Source organism: Proluteimonas luteida (assembly GCF_021191695.1).
Lineage (GTDB): Bacteria > Pseudomonadota > Gammaproteobacteria > Xanthomonadales > Xanthomonadaceae > Luteimonas > Luteimonas luteida.
This window is the reverse complement of the sequence record NZ_JAIWPT010000016.1, coordinates 58,000-74,409: the sequence shown is the minus strand read 5'-3', so window position 1 is coordinate 74,409 and position 16,410 is coordinate 58,000. Positions and strand designations below refer to the sequence as shown.

General features: G+C 72.2%; 9 protein-coding genes. 2 read left to right on the top strand and 7 right to left on the bottom strand.

The genetic code is table 11. The features are described 5' to 3' along the window. Positions 1 to 40 precede the first annotated feature (40 nt). The gene (locus LDO26_RS14185) at positions 41 to 4,156 is read left to right on the top strand and encodes a DEAD/DEAH box helicase (RefSeq protein ID WP_232131751.1); all 4,116 of its coding nucleotides are present in this window, start codon (positions 41 to 43) and stop codon (positions 4,154 to 4,156) included. 16 nt (positions 4,157 to 4,172) lie between these two features. On the opposite strand, the gene LDO26_RS14180 is transcribed toward LDO26_RS14185, so the two are convergent. After that, complete coding sequence (locus tag LDO26_RS14180; protein ID WP_232131750.1) at positions 4,173 to 6,314, bottom strand: alkaline phosphatase D family protein; 2,142 nt, start codon at positions 6,312 to 6,314, stop codon at positions 4,173 to 4,175. Between the two features lie 171 nt (positions 6,315 to 6,485). Here LDO26_RS14180 and LDO26_RS14175 point away from each other — a divergent pair, with 171 nt between their 5' ends. Then, entirely contained in the window at positions 6,486 to 8,843 is a 2,358-nt protein-coding gene (locus LDO26_RS14175; RefSeq protein ID WP_232131749.1) for a TonB-dependent receptor, read from the top strand. An 83-nt stretch (positions 8,844 to 8,926) separates the two neighbouring features. On the opposite strand, the gene LDO26_RS14170 is transcribed toward LDO26_RS14175, so the two are convergent. The 6 genes from LDO26_RS14170 to fis form a co-directional block, all read right to left on the bottom strand. After that, a complete protein-coding gene (locus LDO26_RS14170; protein ID WP_232131748.1) occupies positions 8,927 to 9,433 on the bottom strand; it encodes an acyl-CoA thioesterase in 507 nt (168 codons plus the stop codon). A gap of 104 nt (positions 9,434 to 9,537) precedes the next feature. Then, the gene (yccS, locus tag LDO26_RS14165) at positions 9,538 to 11,760 is read right to left on the bottom strand and encodes a YccS family putative transporter (RefSeq protein WP_232131747.1); all 2,223 of its coding nucleotides are present in this window, start codon (positions 11,758 to 11,760) and stop codon (positions 9,538 to 9,540) included. A 93-nt stretch (positions 11,761 to 11,853) separates the two neighbouring features. Further along, positions 11,854 to 13,152 carry a phosphoribosylamine--glycine ligase gene (gene purD, locus LDO26_RS14160; RefSeq protein WP_232131746.1) on the bottom strand — a complete coding sequence of 433 codons (1,299 nt, stop codon included), beginning with the start codon at positions 13,150 to 13,152 and terminating at the stop codon, positions 11,854 to 11,856. A 183-nt stretch (positions 13,153 to 13,335) separates the two neighbouring features. Further along, positions 13,336 to 14,136 carry a hypothetical protein gene (locus LDO26_RS14155; RefSeq protein ID WP_232131745.1) on the bottom strand — a complete coding sequence of 267 codons (801 nt, stop codon included), beginning with the start codon at positions 14,134 to 14,136 and terminating at the stop codon, positions 13,336 to 13,338. 173 nt (positions 14,137 to 14,309) lie between these two features. Then, positions 14,310 to 15,875 (bottom strand): bifunctional phosphoribosylaminoimidazolecarboxamide formyltransferase/IMP cyclohydrolase, encoded by a 1,566-nt coding sequence (gene purH, locus LDO26_RS14150; protein WP_435594098.1) that lies wholly within the window; start codon positions 15,873 to 15,875, stop codon positions 14,310 to 14,312. Positions 15,876 to 16,007: 132 nt separating this feature from the next. Beyond that, the gene (gene fis / locus LDO26_RS14145) at positions 16,008 to 16,280 is read right to left on the bottom strand and encodes a DNA-binding transcriptional regulator Fis (RefSeq protein ID WP_232131743.1); all 273 of its coding nucleotides are present in this window, start codon (positions 16,278 to 16,280) and stop codon (positions 16,008 to 16,010) included. Positions 16,281 to 16,410: the final 130 nt, after the last annotated feature.

Here is a 16,410-nt window from a genome sequence, read left to right as displayed (position 1 = left end):
ATGGGAGAATGGACGGTCTGATGCACGGATACCGGGACCCATGCCCAAGGCTTCCAGGCCAGCGCCTGACGATGTGCCGTCGCCCGCCTCGTTGCCGGGGCCCGAGCGGGCACTGCTGTCGGCGCTGGCGATCGCACCCGGCGGCCTGACCCGCAGCGGAGTGCTGAAGCTGCTGCTGGCGCAGTCGGTCCGCGTCGACGGCAAGCGCATCGATGCGGAACGGCTGGCGGCGATGGTCGCATCGCTGCGCCGCGCGGGGTGGGTCGGCAGCGGCGGGTCCGGGCAAGGCCAGCCGATCCGGCTGGCGGCCGCGCGTCGCAATGCATGGCTGCGGCATCTGTCCACGATGCCGGACCTGGCTGCATGGACGCAGACGATGCGGGCGGCGCTGCCGCCGCGGGCCGAATGGATGACGCCGGACCGCGCGCGGGTGGAACAGGCCCTGTGGCTGCACCTGCTGGACGGCGACGGCGACGGGGCGACGCTGGAAATGCGGCGGCTGCTGCACGTCGTGCCGGTCGAGGAACTGGCCACGCTGCATCCGGCCGCGTTGCTGCTCGCCGATGCCGAGGGGCGCGCGCTGTTCGACGCGCTCGCGCCGGCGCTGCAGCGCCGGCTGCTGGCCGACTACCTGATGCTGTCCAACCATTTCTTCTGGCCTGCGGCCGGGGCCTACCGGCGTGCGCTGGTGCTCGATGCCGCGGCCGACCGCGGGTTCTCCGAACAACTGCTGCTGCAGGCGTTCTGGCGCGGCGACATGGCGGCGCTGGCGCAGCTGGGCACGGCGCCCGGCCTCGACGGGCTGGCCGCGTTCCTGTCCCTGCTGGCACGCGGGCAGCCGGTTCCCGCGCTGGACGCGCTGGAAGACTGGCTCAAGGCCGAGCGCCGGCGGACCGGCAAGCGCAGGCTCGAACTGTCGCGCGCGCTCGACACGCTGCGCATGCTGGTGGTGCTGGTCAGCGGCGATCCGGCGCGCTACCCGGTGTTGAGACGGGAACTGGCGCAGTCGATGCGCCAGCTTCACGGGGCCAGCCATGTGCTGATGCTGCAACTGCTCGAGCGGCTGATGGGCGAAGCACCCAGCCTGGCGCCGGAGGCGTGGCCGCGGATGCTGTCGCGCGCGGGCGTGCACGGGCTGGACTGCCTGGTCGCCGCGCTCGCCATCCACTGGCTGGACGCCGCGCCGCCGGAATGGCCGCAGTGGCTGCAGGACTGGCGGCGCCGGTTCGACGACGGCGGCTACCACTGGCTGGCGGCGGAGTTCGACGCCCTGCTCGCGGCGCGGCCCGGCGTTGCGGCAGGCGGCGCGGATTGGCACCGGGAACACGGGCTGGCGCCGCTGCTTGCGCTCTACCGCAGGCAGGAGGCCTGGGAGTACGCGCTGCAGGCGCTGGCGCAGGTGGGCGGTCCGGCGGGCACGGCGCCGGCCGCGGGCAGCGGGCGGCGCCTGGCCTGGTTCCTGGCGCAGCACCCGTACGGCGGCGAGGTCGAGCCGCGCGAACAGAAACGCGGGCCCAAGGGCAAATGGAGCCGGGGCCGGGCGGTGGCGCTCCGGCGGCTGGTCGAGGAGACCGACAGTTTCGACTACCTGGTCGAGCAGGACCGCAGGGCGATCGCCGCGATCCGGGTCGATCGCAGCAGCTACTACGGCACCCAGTACGAGCTGCCGTTCGAGCAGGCGCTGCCGCAGCTGGTCGGGCACCCGGCGCTGTACCGGGCCGATGCGCCGGACGTGCGCATCGACCTGCAGGCCGGCGAGCCCAGCCTGCACCTGCACGAGGAAGCGGGCCGGATCCACCTGCGCCTGGAGCCCGAAGGCATCGGCGAGGCCGAGGACATCCTGCTGTACAAGGAAACCCCGACCCGGCTGCGGGTCTACCAGGTCGGCCGCGAGCTCAGGCAGATCGCCGGCATCGTCGGCGGTGGGCTGGCGGTGCCGGCCGAGGCGCGTGGACAGCTTGTGCAGGCGATCGCCGGTATCGCGCCGCTGCTGCCGATCCACTCCGACCTGCCGGAGCTGGCCGGCGACCTGGACACGGTCGATGGCGATGCCACGCTCTACGCGCATCTGCTGCCGCTGTCGGAGGGCCTGCGCATGCAGCTGCTGGTGCGCCCGCAGGCCGACGGCGGCTGGTTCCGACCCGGCCATGGCGCCGCGCATCTGGTCGGCGAACGCGATGGCGCGCCGGTGCAGGTGCGCCGCGATCTCGACGGCGAGCGCGCCACGCTGCAATACGTGCTCGCGCACTGCCCGGCGCTGGCCGAGGCCGACAGCGACGGGCAGGAATGGCAGCTCGAACGCGTGCAGGACGCGCTGCAGCTGTTGAGCGAGCTGCAGGCGCTCGATCCCGCGCGCGTGCAATGCGTCTGGCCCGAGGGCGAGCGCATGCGCATCCGCGGCCGCCCCGGCATGGGCCAGCTGCGCCTGTCGATGCGCCAGCAGGGCGACTGGTTCGCGCTGCAGGGCGAAGTCGCGCTCGACGACGGCCGCGTGCTGCAGCTGCGGCAACTGCTCGAACTCACCCGCGCCGGCAACGGCCGTTTCGTACGCCTGGGCGACGGCGACTGGCTCGCACTCGGCGACGACCTGCGGCGCCGGATCGAGGACCTGTCGCACCTGGCCGACAAGGTCGATGGGCGCGGCGTCCAGCTGAGCGCGTTGACCGCGCCGCTGCTGGCGGCGCTGGCCGAGGAAGCCGGTGCGTTCGACGCCGACGCCGCGTGGCAGGAGCAGTTGCAGCGGCTCGAATCGCTGCGCAGGTTCCAGCCGACCCTGCCGCGCGCGCTGCAGGCGCAGCTGCGCGACTACCAGCGCGAAGGGTTCGACTGGCTGGCGCGCCTGGCCGAATGGGGCGTGGGCGCGTGCCTGGCCGACGACATGGGCCTGGGCAAGACCGTGCAGTTGCTGGCGCTGCTGCTGCACCGCGCCGCGCTCGGCCCGCAGCTGGTGGTCGCGCCGACGTCGGTGGTGCCCAACTGGCAGGCCGAGGCGCAGCGCTTCGCGCCGTCGCTGCGCCTGCACGACTACCGCAGCCTGCGCAGCCTCGACGATCTCGGCCCCGGCCACCTGGTGCTGGTCAGCTACAGCCTGCTGCAGCAGGACCGCGAGGCATTCGCCGCACAGGCCTGGACCAGCGTGGTGCTGGACGAGGCGCAGGCGATCAAGAACGCGCAGACCAAGCGCTCGCAGGCGGTGATGGCGCTGCAGGCCGGCTTTCGCGTGGTCGCCAGCGGCACCCCGCTGGAGAACCACCTGGGCGAGCTGTGGAACCTGTTCCGCTTCATCAATCCCGGGTTGCTGGGCAGCCAGGAGCGGTTCGCCAGCCGCTTCGCGCATCCGATCGAAGGCGGCGACAAGGGCGCGCGGCGCGCGCTCAGGCAGCTGGTCCAGCCGTTCATGCTGCGCCGGCTCAAGAGCCAGGTGCTCGACGAGCTGCCCGAGCGCACCGACATCACCCAGAAGGTGGTGCTGTCGGACGCCGAACGGCACCAGTACGAGGCGCTGCGCCAGCAGGCGGTGGCCGAGCTGGCGCAGGGCGATGGCGACGACGGCGCGCAGTCGCTGCAGGTGCTGGCGCAGATCACCCGGCTGCGCCGGTTCTGCTGCCATCCCGCGCTGGTGCTGCCCGGCAGCACCCTGGCCTCGAGCAAGCTGCAGGCGCTGGCGCGGATCGTCGGCGAGCTGCGCGACAACGGCCATCGCGCGCTGGTGTTCAGCCAGTTCGTCGATCACCTGCGGATCGTCCGCGACTGGCTCGACCGCGAGGGCATCGCCTACCAGTACCTGGATGGCGCGACCCCGGCGCGCCAGCGCACCGCGGCCGTGGATGCCTTCCAGGCCGGCGCGGGCGACGTCTTCCTGATCAGCCTCAAGGCCGGCGGCAGCGGCCTGAACCTGACCGCCGCCGACTACGTGATCCACCTCGACCCGTGGTGGAACCCGGCGGTCGAGGACCAGGCCAGCGACCGCGCCCACCGGATCGGCCAGCAGCGCCCGGTGACCGTCTACCGGCTGGTGGCCGAGCACACCATCGAGGAACGGATCGTCGAGCTGCACGCGCACAAGCGCGACCTGGCCGACAGCCTGCTCGAAGGCGGCGACGTCAGCGGCAAGCTCGACGCCGATGCGCTGCTGGCACTGATCCGCAACGGCTGACGGGCCCTCGCGTCGTCTACCGTCGCAGGCGCATGTCCTGGCGCGAGAACGCGAAGCGGTGGCGTTCGAGCTGCGCGTCGATCGCGGCCGGATCGTCGTAGTGGCGCTCGCGGCAGAGGTGTTCCGGCAGTTCCAGGAACTCGGCCTCGGCGTTGTCGCCATCGATGCGGACCAGGCCGACGCCGTGGTGCCGGGTGTGCGCGTGGCGGATCGCCGGATTGCCGTGCGCGATCACCGCGTCCAGCGCGGCTGCCAGACGGCGGGTGGCCGCGGCCTGCGCGTCGTCGCCACGGGCACTGCGCTCGATGATGCTGCCGAGCGTTTCCGATGACACCGCGGTGGTCGTGAACTCCACCGTCGCGTCGCTGTGCTGGGTCGCGAAGCTGGCGTGGATGTCGCCCGACAGCAGGATCGTGCCGCCGGCCGGGTCGAAGACCTCGTCCAGCAGCCGGCGGCGCTCGGCCGGGAACCCGTCCCAGTGGTCGAGATTGAGGTAGAAGCGCCGGCGCATGGGCGCCGGTGCATCGAGCCCGGGCTGGGCGAGATCGAGCACCAGCGAGGTGAACGACACCGAGCTGGCCACCACCTTGAAGCGCGCATCGCTGCCCTGCATCCGTTGCCGGAGCCAGTCGCGCTGCGCAGGACCGAACGGAGACTCGGGCCCGTCGAGCGCGCGCAGCGCGGCGAACAGGTCGAAGCTGTCCTGGACCACGATGTAGCGCGAGCCGAGATCGCCGAAGGCCTCGGTCTTGCCCAGCGCGAGCCAGGGCAGGCCGCGCGGCAGGGTCGCCGGATCGGGCAGCGCGACCTGCGCGTCCGCCGGCACCGCGGCGTTCCAGCCTGCCGCCAGGCGGGCGAGGACGGGCAGCGCGATGCCGCCGGCGAGCGCAGCGTCGGCATAGGCCTCGGCGGGCCCGGGCGGCAGGCCGGCGGCGGTCGCAGCCTGCAGCACGCCGGCGCGCGCGGCGGCGCGCAGCGGTGCATGCGCCTGCGCGGACAGGTCGACGTAGGGGATCAGCGTCGGCAGGACCTGGTCGGGATCCAGCCCGAGTTGCGGCAGGCGCGCACGCAGCTGCGGTTCGTCGAATGCGAGCGCGCCGGGGAACGCGTCCTCGGGCACCGGATGGTCCGGCCGCGCGCTGCGGTAGTCGGTGACCAGCAGCTCCAGCGCCCGGCCGAAGCGCAGCCCGCGCCAGAGCTGCAGGTTCGGGAACAGGCGGTCGCGCGCGACCGGAAGCTGCCGGTCGCCGTCCGGGGCGGTGACCGCATCCGCCAGCTCGAGGTCGACCGGCAGGTATTCGAAGTAGGCCTGCTCGGCGTTGCGCCGGCGCTCGCGGTCGCGCTCGTCGCGGGCGCCGTCGTGATAGGTGGCCACGTCCTGCCAGCAGTCGTCGGAGAACTCGTGGTCGTCCCACAGCGCGACCAGCGGCGCGCGCGCCAGCAGCGCCTGCAGCACCGGGTCGGTGCGGAAGGTGCGGTGCAGCTGGCGGTAGTTGTCGAGGCTGCGCGCGGCGTAGTAGGGGCGCCCGCCACGCTCGAGCCGGATCGCGCCGTCGAGGTCGTCGAAGGCGATCGTGCGCGTCCCGCCCTGTTCCTGGAACTGCGGGTCGCCGGCGGTCTCGTAGATGAAGTCGCCCAGGTGCAGGACGAAGTCCAGCTCGCGGCCCAGCAGCGGCAGCAGGCTGTTGTACCAGCGGCCACCGTAGTCCTGGCAGCTCAGGAACGCGAAGTGCACCGGGACGTCGGCATCGGGCGCCGGCGCGGTGCGCGTGCGCCCGTGCGGCGAGGTGTGCGGCGCGCCGTCGCCGGCCTCGTCGAGGAAACGGTAGTGGTACGTCGTCGCCGGCTGCAGGCCGTCCACCCGGACCTTGACGCAACCGTCGCTGTCCGGCGGCACGGCCAGCGTGCGGTCCACCCGCAGGCGCGAGAACCCTTCGTCCTCGGCGACCTGCAGGCGCAGGCCGGATGCAGGCCCGGTGTAGCGCGTCCACAGCAGTACGCGGTCGGGGCGCGGGTCGCCGGAGGCGACCGATTGCGGGAACAGTGCGGGTGCGGTCCGCGCGACGGTGGCCTGGCGACCGAACGCGGGCGGCAGGACCACCGCGGACGCGGTGACGGCGAGTGCGGACAGGAAGCGGCGGCGGGCGGGCGAGTGCATGCGGGCGTGCGGCGGCGGGCGAAGCGGACACCGTAGGCGCTGCGGATGACGGTGCGGTTGCGCGGCGCACGCCGGCCGCGCGTCACGGCGGTGTCATCGCCGCATCACCACACGGCAATCCGGTGCTCGGATGCTGGCGGTTTACCCACGTCCATCCGGGAAGCCGACGCCATGCATCTTCGTGTCCATCCACTCGTGCCGGCGCTGCTGGCAGGTCTCGCCGCCCTCACTTCCGTCCAGGCGCGCGCGCAGTCGGCGGCCGCCGCACCGCAGGAACTGGACATGATCATCGTCACCGCGCAGAAGCGCGAGCAGCAGGTGCAGGAGGTGCCGATCGCGATCACCGCCTACTCGGGCGAGTTCCTGCAGGACCTCGGCGTCGACGGCTTCGAGCAGCTCGGCCACTACGTGCCGGGCCTGCAGACCCAGGTGCAGAGCCCGAACAATCCCGGTTTCGTGATCCGCGGCATCACCTCCGACAGCGGCGACGCGACCAGCGAGCCGCGCGTGTCGGTGTTCCAGGACGGCGTGTCGATCAGCCGCTCGCGCGGCTCGGTGGTCGAGCTGTTCGACATGGAGCGGGTCGAGGTGCTGCGCGGCCCGCAGGGCACGCTGTTCGGACGCGGCGCCCAGATCGGCGCGGTGCACCTGATCCAGAACAAGGCCCGCAACGCGTTCGAGGGCGGGTTCCGTGCCGGCTTCGGCAATTTCGGGGAGACCTACTTCAGCGGGCATCTCAACACGCCGCTGGTCGACGACACCCTGTACGGCCGCGTCGCCGTGTTCCACCAGCAGCGCGACGGCACCGTCGACAACCTGTCGGGCGGCACGCTCAACGGCCGCGACACCCAGGCGGTCCGCGGCGCGCTGCGCTGGGAGCTGGGCGACACCGGCACCCTGGACCTGATCCTCAACCACCAGCGCGACACCCCGCCGGGCACCGCGTTCCGCAGCGGCAACATCCCCACCCGCGAAGGCAGCACGGACTTCTGGGGCAGCGCCGCCGACCTCAACCGCGGCCGCGAGCTCGGCCTGGACCGGACCGTCGACAGCGCGACCCTGCTCGGCGATTTCCGGCTCGGCGACGACTGGACGCTGTCGACGATCACCGGCTGGCGCCGCTTCGACTCGACCGAGCAGTTCGACGGCGACGGTTCGCAGGCCTACCTGCTGGAGTTCGCCGAGATCGCTGAGGGCCGCCAGCTCAGCCAGGAAGTCCGCTTCAACTACGACGCCGGCGGCCGCTTCCGCGGCTTCGCCGGTGCGAGCTGGTTCGACGAGTCCGGCTCGCAGCGGGTGCCCTTCAGCACCGACGAGCGCAGCCTCTACGCGCTGCTGTCGCCGACGCTGACGGCGGCGGCGGGCGGCCTGCTGCCGGTGGTGCCGCTGCTCAATCCCGACGGCACGCCGAACACCAGCCTGTCGGTGATCGACGTGCACCCGGTGCTGCAGCAGATGCTCGGCCTGCCGGCGCAGTTGCCGCTCAAGCCGCTGCATACCGAGGAATACGCCAACTATGGCGACGTCCGCGCGCTGGAGGCGTTCGCCGACGGCACCTGGTCGCTGACCGACCGTTTCGACCTCACCCTGGGCCTGCGCTACACGCGCGAGAGCGTCGAGTCCGGCTACGAGTCGCTGTTCCACGGCGTCCCCAGCGTGCTGGGCCTGTTCCTGCCGTCGTTTCCCGACAGCGTCGCCTTTCCGAACGCGCTGTTCGCGCCGACCGCGGGCCGCCTGACCGCATCGGATTCGTTCTCGTCCGTGGTCGGGCGCGCGGTGGCCGGCTACCGCTTCACCGACGACCTCAACGGCTACGCCAGCGTCGCGCGCGGCCGCCGCCCCAGCCTGCTGCAGTTCAACACCGATGCGATCGAGGAAGTCGACGCCGAGATCGTCTGGAGCTACGAGCTGGGCCTGAAGGGCGCGGCCAACGATGGCCGGTTCCTGTACGACCTGGCCGCGTTCTATTACGACTACAGCAACTTCCAGGCGCAGATCGAGAACCCGGACGCGCCGCCGTTCTACGTCACCGCCAACGGCGGCAATGCGCACGCCGCCGGCTTCGAGGCGTCGCTGATGAACCGGTTCAGCGACACCCTGACCGGCTTCCTCAACTACGGCTGGATCGATGCGAAGTTCAACGGCGTCGACGACCATGGCAACCCGCAGGCGCTGGCCGGCAACCGCTTCCGGCTCACGCCCGAGCACACCGTCGCGCTGGGCCTGGACTGGCGCGTCCCGTTCGGCAACGGCCACCAGTTCTACCTGCGCCCGAACTACAGCTGGCGCTCGCAGGTGTACTTCGAGGACGACAACAAGCCGGGCATCGAGCAGGACGCCTACGGCCTGCTGAACCTCAACCTCGGCGTGCGCCTGGCCGGCGGCTGGGACCTGCAGGGCTACGTGCAGAACCTCGCCGACGAGGAATACCTGATCGACGCCGGCAACACCGGCGCGCTGTTCGGCATCCCGACCTACGTGCCCGGTTCGCCGCGCCTGTACGGCGTCCGCGTCGCCTACGCCTTCTGAGACCTGTCCACGATCCCCGAAACGGCCCGCGATCCGTTGGAGATCGTGAACAGGTTCCGAGCGCGCGACGGGCGCGTGCCGGGTCAGTCGTCGGCATCGTCGGTGCGGGCGGCCTCGTCGCGCATTGCCTGGTAGCGGCGTTCCAGTTCCGCGCGGATCTCGCGGCGCTGCCGCCCCTGTTCGAAGCGGCGGCGTTCCTCGGCGGTCTGCGGATCGCGTGGCGGCACCGGCGCCGGGCGGCCGTCGTCGTCGACCGCGACCATGGTGAAGAAGCAGCTGTTGGTATGGCGCACCGAGCGCGCGTGGATGTCCTCGGTGATGACCTTGATGCCCACTTCCATCGACGTGCGCCCGGTGTAGTTGACCGATGCCAGGAAGGTCACCAGCCCGCCGACGTGTACCGGCTCGCGGAACGTCACCTGGTCGACCGACAGCGTGACCACGTAGCGGCCGGCGTAGCGGCTGGCGCAGGCGTAGGCCACCTCGTCGAGGATCTTCAGCAGGGTGCCGCCGTGCACGTTGCCGGAGAAGTTGGCCATGTCCGGGGTCATCAGCAGCGACATGGTGAGCTGGGCGTTGCCTGGGATCATGCGGTGTCGGTCCTTGCGCGCGGGCTGCGGGCAGCATGGCATGCGCGCGGGGACGGGGAAATGCCGGCGTGCGGCCCACAGGCGCCGCGGCCGTGCGCGCCGCGTCAGCCGGTGGCGGCAGCGGCGGCATCCATGCCGGCCGGCGCCGCCAGCGCATCCGTGGCGGCGCGCAGTTCGGGCAGCAGCCGCAGCAGCAGCGCCAGCTGGTTGCCGACCAGGCGTTGCCGGGGATCGATGCCGGACGCGCTGTCGTCGGCCTGTTCCAGCTGTCCGGCGAGCGCGGACTCGGCATCGGTGTCGACCGCCGGCAGCGGCTGCCGGCGCGACAGCGCCCCGGCGATGTCGGCGAGGGCCCGCTGCAGGGTCTCGCCGGCGGCGTGCAGCGGCGCGCTGGCGTCGGGATCGAGCGCGCCGCGGTGCGCGCCGAGCGCGGACAGGTAGCCGAGCAGCGTGTTGGACAGCGCGAGGAAGCGGAACGCCGCGTCCAGGTCGCCGCGGTAGCGGCCCGGTTCGCGCAGCCGGTTCGACAGCGCGACCGACAGCGCGGCATCGGCGTTGTACATGTCGCGGCGGGCGACGCGGTAGGGCAGGTCGTCGCGCATGCCGCTGCGGTATTGCCCGAGCACCTCGGCCAGATAGCGCGCGGACGCATCGAGGACCCGGGCCATCACCAGGTGCAGCTGCCGCCCGCGCCAGTCGGGCAGCACCAGGAACGAGGCCGCCGCCGCGATCGCGCAGCCGATCACGGTGTCGAGCAGGCGCGGCCAGATCAGCACGAAGCCGTCGCCGATCAGGTTGAAGCACAGCAGCGCCATCAGCGTGATCGCCGCGGTCGCCAGCACGTAGCGGTCGGTGCGGCTGACGAAGAACACCACCGCGGCCAGCAGCGCCAGCAGCAGCTGGACCTCGACGCCGGTGAACAGCTGCATCAGCGCCCAGGTCGCCAGCAGGCCGACCAGCGTGCCGGCGACGCGCTGCACCAGCCGCAGGCGGGTCGCGCCGTAGCTGGGGCGGCAGACGAAGGCTATGGTCAGCAGGATCCAGAAACCGTTCTCGGCGTCGGTCGCCTGCATCACCGCGTAGCCGGCGGTCAGCGCGAGCGCCATCCGCAGGCCATGGCGGAACAGCACCGAGGTCGGGCTCAGCTGCTGGCCGATGCGCGTGGCCATCTCGCGCAGGGTGTGCGGCGAGGAGTCGCGCAGCCGCAGGTCCATGCCGTCCAGCGGCGCGTCCGACAGCGTGTCCTCGGACAGCCGCCGGTCGATCGCCTGCAGGTTGCCGACCAGCGATTCCAGCGAGCCCAGCAGCCGCGCGCGCCGACCCGCGTCGTGCGCGTCGCCATGCGCGTGCAGGTAGTCCAGCGACTCGCGCAGGTCGACCATCGCCTGGCGGGTCCGTTCGCCGTACCGGAACGGGCGCCGCAGGTGGATCGCCTCGCCCAGCGCGCGGCAGGCGCGGCCCTGCAGGTCCAGCAGCCGCCGGCCGCGGTAGAGCACGTCGCTGTGGAAGAACGCCTCGATCAGCGCCTCGTAGGGGTAGTGCGAGGAACTGGCGCGCTCGTGGAACTCCTGCGCCATGTAGTACAGGCGGAAGTACAGGCCCGACTGCACGCCCGGGCGGCCGGAGCGGCCGAAACGGCTGATGATCGCGTTCTTGGTCGCCTCCAGTGCGGCCACGACCTTCGCGTTCTGCTCCGACAGCGCCAGCCTGCGTGCGTGCAGGTCGCCGTGGCGCACCGGCTCGAACAGCGCCGCCTTGATCTGCAGGTAGCGCCCGAGTTCGGCGAACAGGCGGGCCATGCGCTCGCGCACCGGCCGGTTGGCGAACAGGACCGTCCACACGATCGACAGCAGCCCGTACCACGCCGCGCCGGCCAGCAGTTCCAGCGCGCCGCGCCACGCGGCGACGGTGTCGCCCGGTCCGGCCTGGTCGACGCCGATCGCGGCGTAGATCGCCAGCGCCACCGTGCCCTGGGCGATCGAGGCGTAGCGCTCGCCGAGCGCACCGAGCAGGGTCAGGCCGAACGTCGCCACGGCCAGGCAGGCGATGAACGCCAGCGGATACGGGAACAGCAGCGTCACCGCGGCCGCGGCGGCGGCGAAGCACAGCAGCGACAGCAGCACCGCCTTGGTCCGGCCGAGCCAGTTGTCGTCGGTCTCGGCCAGCGCGCTGGCGATGATGCCGAGGAAGATCGCCGGCACCGCGGCCAGCTGCTGCTGGTGCCAGCACAGCGCCATCGCCGCGCCGAACGCGATCGACACGCGCAGCGCGGCGCTGGCCTTCTCGTGGGCCCACAGGTGGGTCAGGCGTTCCTGGAGACGGGACATGCACGCGCGGGCAACGGGCGAGCCGGCATTATCGCCGGGTCCGCGCCGGCCGGACGTGACGCGCGCATCGCGCGCCGCGCCGCGGCGATCCGGTCAGCCGCGTTCGCGCTCGCGCGCGATCGCGCGCCAGCCGATGTCGTGGCGATGGAACTCGCCGGGCCACGAGATGCCGGCGATCTCCGCATAGGCACGCTGCTGCGCATCGGCGACCGATTCGCCGAGCGCGGCCACGCACAGCACGCGGCCGCCGGCGGTGACCACGTTGCCGGCGTCGTCGAGGCGGGTGCCGGCATGGAACACCTTGGTGTCCTCGACCGGCGGCGTGTCCCAGGTGTTGATCGCGTCGCCGGTGCGCGGCGTGCCGGGATAGTGCTCGGCGGCCATCACCACCCCCAGCGCCGGACGCGGATCCCACTGCGCCTCGATCCCCTCCAGCGCGCCGTCGATCGCGGCCTCGACCAGCCCGGCGAGGTCGCTCTGCAGGCGCAGCATGATCGGCTGGGTCTCCGGGTCGCCGAAGCGCACGTTGAATTCGATGACCCGCGGTTCGCCCTGCGGGTCGATCATCAGTCCCGCGTACAGGAAGCCGCTGAAGGGAATGCCGTCGTCGGCCATGCCGCGCACGGTCGGCTCGATGACCTCGCGCAGGATCCGCGCATGCACCCCGGGCGTGACCACCGGCGCCGGCGAATACGCGCCCATGCCGCCGGTATTGGGACCGGTGTCGCCGTCGCCGACGCGCTTGTGGTCCTGGCTGGTGGCCATCGCCAGTGCGGTGCGGCCGTCGACCATCGCGATGAAGCTCGCTTCCTCGCCCTCCAGGAACTCTTCGACGACCACGCGCGCGCCGGCGCTGCCGAAGGCGTTGCCCGACAGCATGTCGGTGATCGCGGCCTCGGCCTCGGCCAGCGTGGTCGCGACGATCACGCCCTTGCCCGCGGCCAGGCCGTCGGCCTTGATGACGATCGGCGCGCCGTGCTGGCGCACGTACTCGATCGCGGTGTCGGGGTCGGAGAACACCGCGTAACCGGCCGTCGGGATGCCGTGGCGGGCGAGGAAATCCTTGGCGAAGGCCTTGCTGCCTTCCAGCTGCGCGGCCGCGGCGGTCGGCCCGAAGATGCGCAGGCCCGCGTCGCGGAAACGGTCGACGATGCCGGCCACCAGCGGCGCCTCGGGACCGACCACGGTGAACGCGACGCCCTCGTCGCGGGCCAGCGTCCGCAGCGCGTCGAGGTCGGTCGCGGCGATCTCGACGTTGCGGCATTTGGCCTCGGTCGCGGTCCCGGCGTTGCCCGGCGCGACCAGCACCTCGTCGACCTGCGGCGACTGCGCGAGCTTCCACGCCAGGGCATGTTCGCGACCACCGGAACCGATGACCAGGACCTTCGACATCTCGTGCATCCAGACAGCTGGGGAGGCCGGGATTCTAGCGTGCGGGCCCGCCGATCCGCTCCGCAAGCCGTAGGAGCGCCCCCTGGGCGCGACCGGCATTGCCGACATGGGTTGCCGGTCGCGCCCAGGGGCACTCCTGCGGTTCAGGACGAGCGGCGCAGCGCCGCGGGTGCGAACGGGCGCTCAGGGGCAGCCCTCGCGCTGCAGCGCCGCCGGCACCGCCCAGGTCCCGGTGGCGGCATCGAACGCGAGACGGTGCACGGTGTCGACGCGCCGGCCGCAGAGATCGCCGTGCTCGCGCACCAGCAGGGCGTAGGCATCGGCATCGGGCCGGCTGTCGTCGATGGCGAGATCGTAGGCCACGTCGAACGTCGCATCGCCGTCGCAGTCGTCCGCCCCGGGGCAGTCGGCCAGCATCCCGGCGTTGTCGATGCTGCTGCGCAGCCACGCGGCTTCGTGGAAGCCGTCGCCGCGCGGCACCACCAGGCTGTAGGTGCCGATGGTGATGCCCTGGCCGGTGAAACCGCTCTCGACGAGGAAGCCGTGGCGCCGTGCGCCGAGGCGGCGGACCTCGATCCCGGAAACGGCGCCGAGGCTGCCGAAGGTCTGCTGGTGCGCGCGCGCCTTGGCGATCACGCCGCGACCGGCCGCGCCGTTGCCGTCCGCGCCATCCCCGGCCGCGCGCAGCAGGAAGAAATCGGTGATCGCGGCAGTCGCATGGCCGGCGCCGTCGGGAACGCCGCAGACCGCAAGCAGTTCGGCCGGTGCATCCTCGCTGCCGACCGGCGCGCGCGTGCAGACCTCGCGCGAGGCGGCGGCATCGCCCAGTCCGCTGCCAGCGACAGGCGTGCCCGGCCAGTCGCCCGACAGCTGGGCGAGCTCGCCGTAGTGCGCGACCAGGAATTCGCGCACCGCGCCGCCCGGCAGGCCGACCGCGGCCGGTGGCGGCGACGTGCCGGGCAGGGCGTCGCCGGGTGGCAGCACCCCTCGGTGTCGGTCGCGGCCAGCGCCGCGGCGGCCGGCGGATCGGCCGGCGCGTTGCAGGCCGCCAGCATCAGGCTGGCGGCGATGGTCATGGCCAGCGCTGTTGCGGGCGCAGCCGGTGGTGCAGCAGGAGTACGGCACATGACGGCCTCCACGGCCTCGATGCTGCGACTCTAGTGGCGGAAATGTCGCACGCCGGTGAACACCATCGCGATGCCGTGCTCGTCGGCCGCGGCGATGACCTCGGCGTCGCGCATCGAGCCGCCGGGCTGGATCACCGCGGCGATGCCGGCTTCGGCCGCGGCATCGATGCCGTCGCGGAACGGGAAGAACGCATCCGACGCCATCACCGAGCCGGGCACGGACAGGTGCGCGTCGGCCGCCTTGATGCCGGCGATGCGCGCCGAATACACCCGGCTCATCTGCCCGGCGCCGACGCCGATCGTGCGGTTGTCCTTCGCGTAGACGATCGCATTGGACTTGACGAACTTGGCCACGCGCCAGGCGAACAGCAGGTCGCGCTGTTGCGCCTCGCTCGGCGCGCGCTGCGTGACGACCTTCAGCTCGCCCGCGCCGACGTCGCGGTTGTCGGCGGTCTGCATCAGCAGGCCCGAGCCGACGCGCTTGACGTCGATGCCGTTGCGGCCGTTGCCGTCAGGGATGCGCAGCACGCGCACGTTGGCCTTCTTGGTTGCGTAGGCCAGCGCCTCGTCGTCGTAGTCGGGTGCGATCAGCACCTCGACGAACTGGCGGTCGAGGATCGCGCGCGCGGTCGCACCGTCGAGCCTGCGGTTGAAGGCGATGATGCCGCCGAAGGCGCTGGTCGGATCGGTCGCGTAGGCCAGCTCGTAGGCATCGCCGCAGGCCACGCCGACCGCGACGCCGCAGGGATTGGCGTGCTTGACGATGACGCAGGCCGGCGCGTCGAACTGGCGCACGCACTCCCACGCCGCATCGGCGTCGGCGATGTTGTTGTAGGACAGCGCCTTGCCCTGCAGCTGGGTGAACGTGGCCAGCGTGCCCGGTGCCGGATGCAGGTCGCGGTAGAACGCGGCCTGCTGGTGCGGATTCTCGCCATAGCGCAGGTCGGCGACCTTGATGAAACTGCCGTTGCTCTGCGCCGGGAACGTGGCGCGGTGGGCGGCGCCGGCGTCGGAGGGTTCGGCGATCGACGACAGCACGTCGCTGATGCGTGCGTCGTACTGGGCGACGCGGTTGAACGCGGCGACGGACAGCGCGAAGCGGGTCCGGGCGGTCAGCGCGCCGGCGTTGGCGTCGAGTTCGTCGACGAGCGCCGCGTACTGCGCCGGATCGGTCGCCACCGCGACGTGGGCGAAGTTCTTCGCCGCCGCGCGCAGCATCGCCGGCCCGCCGATGTCGATGTTCTCGACGATGTCGTCGAACTTCGCGTCGGGCGCGTAGGCCACGCGTTCGAACGGATACAGGTTCAGCACCAGCAGGTCGATCGGCACGATGCCGTGCTCGGCCATCACCGCATCGTCGGTGCCGCGGCGCCCGAGCAGGCCGCCATGGACCTTCGGGTGCAGGGTCTTGACCCGGCCGTCCATAATCTCCGGGAAGCCGGTGAGCGCGCCGACATCGCGCACCGGCAGGCCGGCCTCGCGCAGCGCCTTCGCGGTGCCGCCGGTCGACAGCAGCTCGATGTCGCGCGCGGCCAGCGCGGTGGCCAGTTCGATCAGGCCGGTCTTGTCGGACACGGACAGCAGGGCACGGCCGATCTTCACGGGTGCGCCGGAAAAAGCTTGGGAGGTCATGGGGGTGCGTGGGCAGCGAAGCGGGCTGCCGATTATAAGCGCCGGGCGGCGATGCCCGCGGTGGCCGCAGGCGGTGGTCGCCTCTTCCCGCGCCTCTCAGACCAGACCGTAGTCGCGCAGCTTCTTGCGCAGCGTGGCGCGGTGGATGCCGAGCATCGCCGCGGCGCGGCTCTGGTTGCCGTCGCAGAAATTCAGCACCTCGGCGAACAGCGGGATCTCGAGTTCGCGCAGCGCGACTTCGTAGAGGTTGTCGGTGTCGTTGCCGTTGAGATCGCCGAGGTAGCGCTGGATCGATGCGGCGACATGTTCGCGCAGCGGCGTGCGCGGGGCCGTGCGGGCGGTGGCGTCGGATCGATCGGCGGTGTTCAAGGTGGCTCCGGATGACGGCGTCGACGGCGGTCCGCGCGGTGGCGCAGAGGTCCGGGACGGGGCGAAGAGCCAGTCTATCGCCTCGCCGGGCGACGTGTCATGCCCGGGCCGGGCGACGGAGGCCGGCCAT